The organism is Daeguia caeni, assembly GCF_042653845.1.
GTDB classification, from domain to species: domain Bacteria; phylum Pseudomonadota; class Alphaproteobacteria; order Rhizobiales; family Rhizobiaceae; genus Brucella; species Brucella caeni.
On the sequence record NZ_JBHSEL010000042.1, the window covers coordinates 72472 to 80563 of the forward strand.

The window sequence follows — 8092 nt, forward strand, 5'->3', positions numbered from 1 at the left end:
TCAAGGGAAGGGGATTGATCATGTTTCGCTGGGGCATTCTATCGACAGCCAAAATCGCAATGACGCAGGTTGTTCCGGCCGTCTGCGCATCCGAAAATGGCGTGGTACAGGCAATCGCCAGCCGTGATCTTGCCAGGGCGCGTGCTGCCGCCGACCGGTTTGGTGCGCCGCTTGCATTCGGCTCCTATGAGGAGCTTCTCGCCAGCGACCAGATTGATGGCGTCTATATTCCGCTGCCGACGGCGCAGCATGTGGAATGGACGCTGAAGGCCGCAAGGGCCGGCAAACATGTCCTGTGCGAAAAGCCGATTGCCCTGAAAGCGGATGACATTGATCAGCTGATTGCCGCGCGCGATGAACACAAGGTCATCATCTCCGAAGCCTTCATGGTCTATTATCACCCGCAGTGGAACAAGGTGCGCTGCCTGATCGCGGAAGGGGCGATCGGCAGGCTGCGCCGGGTTGAAGGCTGTTTCACCTATTTCAATGTTGATCCGCACAATATGCGCAACCAGCCGGCTCTGGGCGGCGGCGGGGTGCCTGATGTTGGCGTTTATCCAACCGTCACGACCCGTATCGCCACCGGTAAGGAGCCTTTGCAATTGCAGGCGCTGGTCGATTTTGATCCGCAATTCGGCACCGACCGTTATGCCAGTGTTCTGGCGCGTTTTGATGGATTTGACCTGAGCTTCTACGTCTCCACCCAGCTTGCAGCGCGCCAGAACATGGTTTTCCATGGCGACAGGGGTTATATCGAGGTGACGGCTCCTTTCAATGCCGGCAAACACGACCACAGCCGCGTCAGCCTTTACAGCGTGGATCATAATGCCGTGTCGCAATGGACATTTGGCGATGTGAACCAGTATCGCCTGCAGGCCGAACATTTCGTGCGCGCGGTGCGCGGCGAGGATGTAGCGCTGTTCTCGCTGGAGGATTCAAGGGCGAACCAGGCCGTCATCGACGCAATCTATCGGGCGGGCGAGACGGGCGCTTTCGTGGCGGTTCAGGCACAGCCTGCAAGCTGAGAACTTTTCCGGCAAGGAATCTCGACCTGCTTTGCGTCTTGTCTCTTGCAGGGCAAAAAAGCCTTTCTTATATACGCTTCGCACGGTGCCTGTTTGGCGGTACCAAGACCGGAAGTTGTGCCTGGGAAAGTGCGCACGACAGGTAATGTGGAATTATAGGAACCGCGGACGGAATGCTCGGTAGAGGTCCTGGCGGTTTGCTGAATGGAGAGCAATATGGCTAAAGTTATTGGTATCGATCTGGGAACGACCAACTCCTGCGTGGCTGTCATGGACGGCAAGAACGCGAAGGTCATTGAGAATGCTGAAGGTGCACGTACCACGCCTTCGATCATCGCTTTTACGGATAATGACGAACGCCTCGCTGGTCAGCCTGCGAAGCGTCAGGCCGTCACCAATCCGGAAGGTACGCTTTTTGCAGTCAAGCGCCTGATTGGCCGCCGCTTTGATGACCCGATGGTCACCAAGGACAAGGATCTTGTCCCTTACAAGATCGTCAAGGGCGACAATGGCGATGCGTGGGTTGAAGTCCACGGCAAGAAATATTCCCCATCGCAGATCTCGGCCATGATTCTTCAGAAGATGAAGGAAACGGCGGAGTCTTATCTTGGTGAACCTGTTACCCAGGCCGTCATCACCGTTCCGGCCTATTTCAACGACGCCCAGCGTCAGGCAACCAAGGATGCCGGCAAGATTGCTGGTCTTGAAGTTCTGCGTATCATCAACGAACCGACGGCAGCCGCCCTTGCCTATGGTCTGGACAAGAGCGACGGCAAGACCATTGCTGTTTACGACCTTGGTGGCGGCACCTTCGACGTTTCGATCCTCGAAATCGGCGATGGCGTCTTCGAAGTGAAGTCGACCAATGGCGATACCTTCCTCGGTGGTGAAGACTTTGACATGCGTCTGGTCGACTATCTCGTCACCGAATTCAAGAAGGATAACGGCATCGACCTGAAGAACGACAAGCTTGCCCTGCAGCGACTCAAGGAAGCTGCGGAAAAGGCCAAGATCGAGCTTTCGGCTTCGCAGCAGACCGAGGTCAACCTGCCGTTCATCACGGCTGATGCAACCGGTCCGAAGCACCTTGCCATCAAGCTGACGCGCGCCAAGTTCGAAAGCCTGGTCGATGATCTCGTTCAGCGCACGATCGAGCCATGCAAGGCTGCACTGAAGGATGCTGGCCTCAAGGCTGGTGAAATTGACGAAGTCGTTCTGGTCGGCGGTATGACCCGTATGCCGAAGATCCAGGAAGTCGTTAAGAACTTCTTTGGCAAGGAACCGCACAAGGGCGTCAACCCGGACGAAGTCGTGGCCATGGGTGCTGCAATTCAGGGCGGCGTTCTGCAGGGCGATGTCAAGGACGTTCTGCTGCTCGACGTTACCCCGCTTTCGCTGGGTATTGAAACGCTTGGCGGCGTCTTTACCCGCCTGATCGAACGCAACACGACGATCCCGACCAAGAAGTCGCAGACCTTCTCGACTGCCGAGGACAATCAGTCGGCAGTGACGATCCGCGTCTTCCAGGGTGAACGTGAAATGGCAGCCGACAACAAGCTGCTCGGTCAGTTCGACCTGGTTGGCATTCCGCCTGCGCCACGCGGCGTGCCGCAGATCGAGGTTACCTTCGACATCGACGCCAACGGTATCGTCAATGTTTCGGCCAAGGACAAGGGTACCGGCAAGGAACACCAGATCCGCATTCAGGCTTCCGGCGGTCTGTCCGATGAGGACATCGAAAAGATGATCAAGGACGCCGAGGCCAATGCCGAAGCTGACAAGAAGCGTCGTGAAACCGTTGAAGCCAAGAACCAGGGTGAAAGCCTCGTCCATTCGACGGAAAAGTCGCTTGGTGAATATGGCGACAAGATTTCCGCTGAAGACAAGCAGGCCATCGAAAATGCAATCGCTGCATTGAAGACCGCGCTTGAAGGCGATGATGGCGAGGATATCAAGGCCAAGACCCAGGCGCTTGCTGAAGCTTCGATGAAGCTTGGTCAGGCCATGTATGAAGCAGCCCAGGCTGAGCAGTCCGCCTCTGGCGATGATGCTTCCGCTTCTGCGGCGAAGGACGACGTTGTCGACGCTGATTTCGAAGAAATCAACGACGACAAGAAGAAGTCGTAATAGTCTGACGCTGAAACCGAAAGCCCGGTTATGCCGGGCTTTCGCCAATTTCGGTGATAACGAAAATAGCGATGACTCCGGTTGGGAGTCCGGTCCAACCGCCGGGGTAACGGGCGCATGAAGATCGATTATTACGAAGCACTGGGCGTTGAGAGAACAGCGGATGAAAAGACGCTGAAATCAGCGTTCCGTAAGCTTGCCATGAAATATCATCCGGACCGCAATCCGGGTGACCCTGAAGCTGAGCGCAAGTTCAAGGAAATCGGCGAAGCCTATGAAACGCTGAAAGACCCGCAAAAGCGTGCAGCCTATGACCGTTATGGTCATGCCGCTTTTGAGAACGGTGGCATGGGCGGCGGATTCGGCGGTGGCTTTGGCGCTGGCGGGTTTGCCGATATTTTCGAAGATATTTTTGGCGAGATGATGGGTGGCGGTCGCCGTCGCGGTAATCCCGGACGCGAACGCGGCGCCGATCTTCGCTACAATATGGAAGTGACACTGGAAGAGGCCTATACCGGCAAGACTGCGCAGATTCGCGTGCCGACTTCCATTACCTGTGATGAATGTTCGGGGTCGGGAGCAAAGCCGGGAACCCAGCCAGTGACCTGTTCCATGTGCGGCGGCTCTGGTCGAGTCCGTGCGGCACAGGGCTTTTTTGCCATCGAACGCACCTGCCCGAGCTGTAATGGCCGTGGTCAGGTGGTCAGGGATCCATGCGGCAAGTGTCACGGTCAGGGCCGTGTGTCGCAGGAGCGTTCGCTTTCCGTCAATATTCCGGCCGGCATCGAGGATGGTACGCGCATACGCCTGGCGGGCGAGGGCGAGGCAGGTATGCATGGCGGGCCTGCGGGCGACCTCTATATCTTCCTGTCGGTCAAGCCGCACGAATTCTTCCAGCGCGACGGCGCGGATCTTTACTGCAAGGTGCCGATTTCCATGACCACGGCTGCTCTGGGCGGCCAGTTCGAAGTCACGACGCTGGATGGTAGCCAGACCCGGGTGAAAGTTCCGGAAGGAACGCAGAACGGCAAGCAGTTCCGCCTCAAGGGCAAGGGCATGCCGGTTTTGCGGCAGTCGGCATTTGGTGACCTTTATATCCAGATCGATATTGAAACACCGCAGAATCTGACCAAACGGCAACGCGAGTTGCTCGAAGAGTTTGACAGGCTTTCATCGAAGGAAAACAGTCCGAAATCGGCAGGTTTCTTTGCCAGGATGAAAGAATTTTTCGAAGGAATGACTGAATAAAGGGGGCCGAAAGGCCCCCTTTTCATTTGTCCCTGGCCTTTGCTCCGATTATCAGCTTGCATAAGGATCTAAATGCGTCATAAAATTGCTTGATAGCGACAATGGGAGTACGCTGATGGCAAATCCGCTGGGCAGGAAACTCGCAGCGAAATTCAATGAGGAGATCCGCTTTTTCAAAGGCTGGATTGACGGTCCCAAGGCGGTTGGAGCCATTTTGCCGACGAGCTCTGTCACTGCACGCCGTATGGCAAGCATTATCGATACCGGCTCAGGCCTGCCGGTTCTGGAGCTTGGGCCGGGCACGGGAGTGATTACCAAGGCAATTCTTGCCCATGGCGTCAAACCATCGGATCTTTATTCGGTCGAATATTCGCAGGACTTTGTTGATCATCTGAAAGAGACCTATCCCGACGTGAATATTATCCATGGTGATGCCTTTGACCTCGACACTGCGCTGGGTGAGAACAAGCATCTGCAGTTTGACAGCGTGATTTCTGCTGTGCCGCTGCTCAATTTCCCGGTGCAGCGCCGGGTGCAGTTCATTGAAGATGCGTTGAGCCGTGTCCCGCGCGGCCGTCCGCTGATCCAGATCACCTATGGGCCTTTGCCGCCGGTTCCCGCGGGGCGCGGCAATTATGTCGTGCAGCACTATGATTTTGTCGTGCGCAATGTCCCGCCTGCACAGCTTTGGGTCTATCGTAGTTCGCTTGCATAGCCACAACACAGGATAACGCAATGAGCGCGCGCATACTTGTCTTCGCCGGTTCGAATCGTACAGGCGCTTTTTCCGGGCAGATGGCAAAGGCTGCGGCAATGGAGCTTGTGGCGCAGGGAGCGGAAGCAACCCATCTGTCGCTTTCCGATTATCCGCTGCCGATCATGGATGAGGATCTGGAACGCGAACAGGGCATTCCGGACAATGCGATGAGGCTGGGGCGGCTGTTTGCTGCGCATGACGGGCTTCTGATCTGCTCGCCGGAATATAATGCATCCATTCCGCCGCTTCTGAAAAACACCCTTGATTGGGTAAGCCGCATTTCCATGGATGGCGACAGGCCGTTCAAACCTTATGCGGGGCTGGTCGTTGGCCTTTGCTCGACCTCCAATGGCGTTTTTGCCGGCATCCGAGGGCTTTATCATTTACGTGCCGTGCTGATGAATGTGGGAGCCCAGATCATCTCCGAGCAATGTTCGGTTGGGCGAGCTTCTGAGGCATTCAATGACGATGGTACGCTGAAGGATGCGCGCAATGCAGCCATGCTGACAGCACTTTGCCGCAGCCTGATCCAGCAAGCTTCTGCAAAAAACTGCTGATTTTTGCCAGTTTTCTGACGTTTCACTTTCGCAACCCGACCTGTTGTGCCATCACTGGACAAAATCCCGGTGGAGAATGCGATGACGACCATAGACTTGCGCGATCGCCTGATCGTGGGCCTCGACGTGCCAACCCTTGCCGAAGCCGAAACAGTTGTTGAAACACTGGGGGATGCGGTTTCCTTTTACAAGATCGGCTATCAACTGGTCTTTGCTGGTGGGTTGGATTTTGCAAAGTCGCTGGTGGCAGCAAAGAAAAAAGTCTTTCTCGATATGAAGCTTCTCGACATTGACAACACCATTGCCAAGGGGGTCGAGAATATCGCCAAAATGGGCGTGTCGATGCTGACCCTGCATGCCTATCCGAAAGCCATGCGCGCTGCTGTCGAAGCAGCCAGGGGCTCTGACCTTTGTCTGTTGGGTGTGACGGTTCTCACCTCCATGGACGATGCGGACCTCAAAGAGGCAGGCTATTCCGACACGGCCGAAAGGCTGGTGCTGAAACGCGCGCGTCAGGCGCATGCGGCAGGCATGGGCGGCATTGTTGCTTCTGCTGCCGAGGCGCAGGCCATTCGTCAGGCCATCGGCCCGGAGATGGCGGTGGTAACCCCCGGCATTCGTCCGGCGGGTGCGGAAAAGGGTGACCAGAAGCGCGTCATGACACCAGCCGATGCGCTGAAGGCCGGTGCCAGCCATCTGGTCGTGGCGCGTCCGATTGTGGCAGCTCCCGACCGCAAGGTGGCAGCGCTTGCCATTCTGGATGAAATGCGATCGGCTGTCCGAGCAGATTGAGGAGGAGAAAGCAATGAGCAAAGCCTATTGGATTGCCCGTGTCGATGTGCGTGACCCGGAGCGCTACAAGGACTATGTTTCGACCGCCAAGCCGGCCTTCGAGCGTTTCGGCGCGAAATTCATTGCGCGTGGCGGACGGGCGGAAGCCGTTGAAGGCGTTGGCCGGGCGCGCAATGTGATCATTGAATTTGAATCCATGCAGCACGCGCTCGACTGCTACAATTCACCGGAATACCAGGCCGCAAAGGCCATCCGTCAGACGGTTGCCGATGGCGAGATTGTCATTGTCGAAGGACTCTGACAGACGATTTCCCTGGTCAAGAAACAATGGCATTCCGGATTTCCGGAATGCCATTTTGTTGCACTGACGGTTTTTGGACGAATCCGGTTTCCACTTGAACGCGACATGCTCTAAATTCGCGCTGACTTACGAATCGAGAGGATATCATGGCTCTTAAAGTTGCGATCCAGATGGATCATATCAGCACGATCAATATTGCAGGTGATACGAGCTTTGCCCTGTCGCTTGAAGCGCAAAAGCGCGGCCATGAACTCTACCATTACACGCCAGATCGCCTGTCGATGCGCGATGGTGAGGTATACGCCCAGATCGAACGGCTGGAAGTGCGCGACATCAAGGGTGATCATTACACGCTGGGCGAACCGGAACGCCACGACCTGTCGGAAATGGATGTGGTTCTGATCCGTCAGGATCCGCCTTTCGACATGAACTATATTACCAATACCTTTCTTCTGGAGCGCATCCATCCAAGGACTTTGGTCATCAATGATCCGAGCTGGGTGCGCAACAGCCCGGAAAAGATTTTCGTCACCGAATTTGCGGATCTGATGCCGGAAACGCTCATCACCAAGGATCCGCAGGAAGTGATCAAGTTCCGCAAGGAATTTGGCGATATCATTCTCAAGCCGCTCTATGGCAATGGCGGCGCAGGCATCTTCCATCTCGCCGATGGCGACCGCAACCTGTCGTCGCTTCTGGAAATGTTTGGCCAGATGTTCCGTGAGCCCTTTATCGTGCAGCGTTATCTGAAGGATGTGCGCGCTGGCGACAAGCGCATCATTCTGGTGGATGGCGAACCGGTTGGCGCGATCAATCGTGTTCCGTCCGATACGGATGCACGTTCCAACATGCATGCCGGTGGGCGTCCGGAACCAACAAAACTGACGACGCGTGAACGTGAAATCTGCGAACGCATCGGTCCAGCGCTGCGCGAACGCGGCTTCATCTTTGTCGGTATCGACGTGATTGGCGATTATATCACCGAAATCAACGTCACCTCGCCGACGGGCATTCGCGAGATCGAACGCTTTGACGGCACGAATGTCGCCGCCATCTTCTGGGATGCGGTAGAAGCAAGGCGCTGAAGCAGTTCCAGGAAAAGTGGGCACCGGTTTTCCGTCCGGAACTGCGCAAACGCAATAAAGCAGTTCCAGGAAAAGTGAGCACCGGTTTTCCGCCCGGAACTGAGAAATAACGACATGTTAGAGCAACTCACATTTTGATGGAATCGAAAGGGATTCCCCTTTCGATTAAAATATGATTCAAACTACTGGCTAGTTGGGAG

General features: G+C 55.8%; 8 protein-coding genes. All 8 read left to right on the forward strand.

What is annotated here, in order from left to right; genetic code table 11:
• The first annotated feature begins 20 nt into the window (after positions 1–20).
• The 8 genes from ACFO1V_RS04565 to gshB all read left to right on the forward strand — a co-directional run bounded on the left by ACFO1V_RS04565 (position 21) and on the right by gshB (position 7892).
• Positions 21–1025 carry a Gfo/Idh/MocA family protein gene (locus tag ACFO1V_RS04565; protein ID WP_374832215.1) on the forward strand — a complete coding sequence of 335 codons (1005 nt, stop codon included), beginning with the start codon at positions 21–23 and terminating at the stop codon, positions 1023–1025.
• 216 nt (positions 1026–1241) lie between these two features.
• Positions 1242–3152, forward strand: a complete 1911-nt coding sequence (dnaK, locus tag ACFO1V_RS04570) for a molecular chaperone DnaK (RefSeq protein WP_374832217.1) — start codon at positions 1242–1244, stop codon at positions 3150–3152.
• 117 nt (positions 3153–3269) lie between these two features.
• On the forward strand, positions 3270–4400 hold the full coding sequence (gene dnaJ, locus ACFO1V_RS04575) for a molecular chaperone DnaJ (protein ID WP_374832219.1): 1131 nt from the start codon (positions 3270–3272) through the stop codon (positions 4398–4400).
• 115 nt (positions 4401–4515) lie between these two features.
• Positions 4516–5115, forward strand: coding sequence for a phospholipid N-methyltransferase PmtA (pmtA, locus tag ACFO1V_RS04580; RefSeq protein ID WP_374832221.1), 600 nt, complete (start codon positions 4516–4518; stop codon positions 5113–5115).
• Between the two features lie 20 nt (positions 5116–5135).
• Complete coding sequence (locus tag ACFO1V_RS04585; protein WP_374832223.1) at positions 5136–5714, forward strand: NADPH-dependent FMN reductase; 579 nt, start codon at positions 5136–5138, stop codon at positions 5712–5714.
• Positions 5715–5795: 81 nt separating this feature from the next.
• A complete protein-coding gene (gene pyrF / locus ACFO1V_RS04590) occupies positions 5796–6506 on the forward strand; it encodes an orotidine-5'-phosphate decarboxylase (RefSeq protein ID WP_374832225.1) in 711 nt (236 codons plus the stop codon).
• A 13-nt stretch (positions 6507–6519) separates the two neighbouring features.
• Positions 6520–6807, forward strand: a complete 288-nt coding sequence (locus ACFO1V_RS04595) for a DUF1330 domain-containing protein (RefSeq protein WP_374832227.1) — start codon at positions 6520–6522, stop codon at positions 6805–6807.
• Positions 6808–6953: 146 nt separating this feature from the next.
• Entirely contained in the window at positions 6954–7892 is a 939-nt protein-coding gene (gshB, locus tag ACFO1V_RS04600) for a glutathione synthase (RefSeq protein WP_374832229.1), read from the forward strand.
• Positions 7893–8092: the final 200 nt, after the last annotated feature.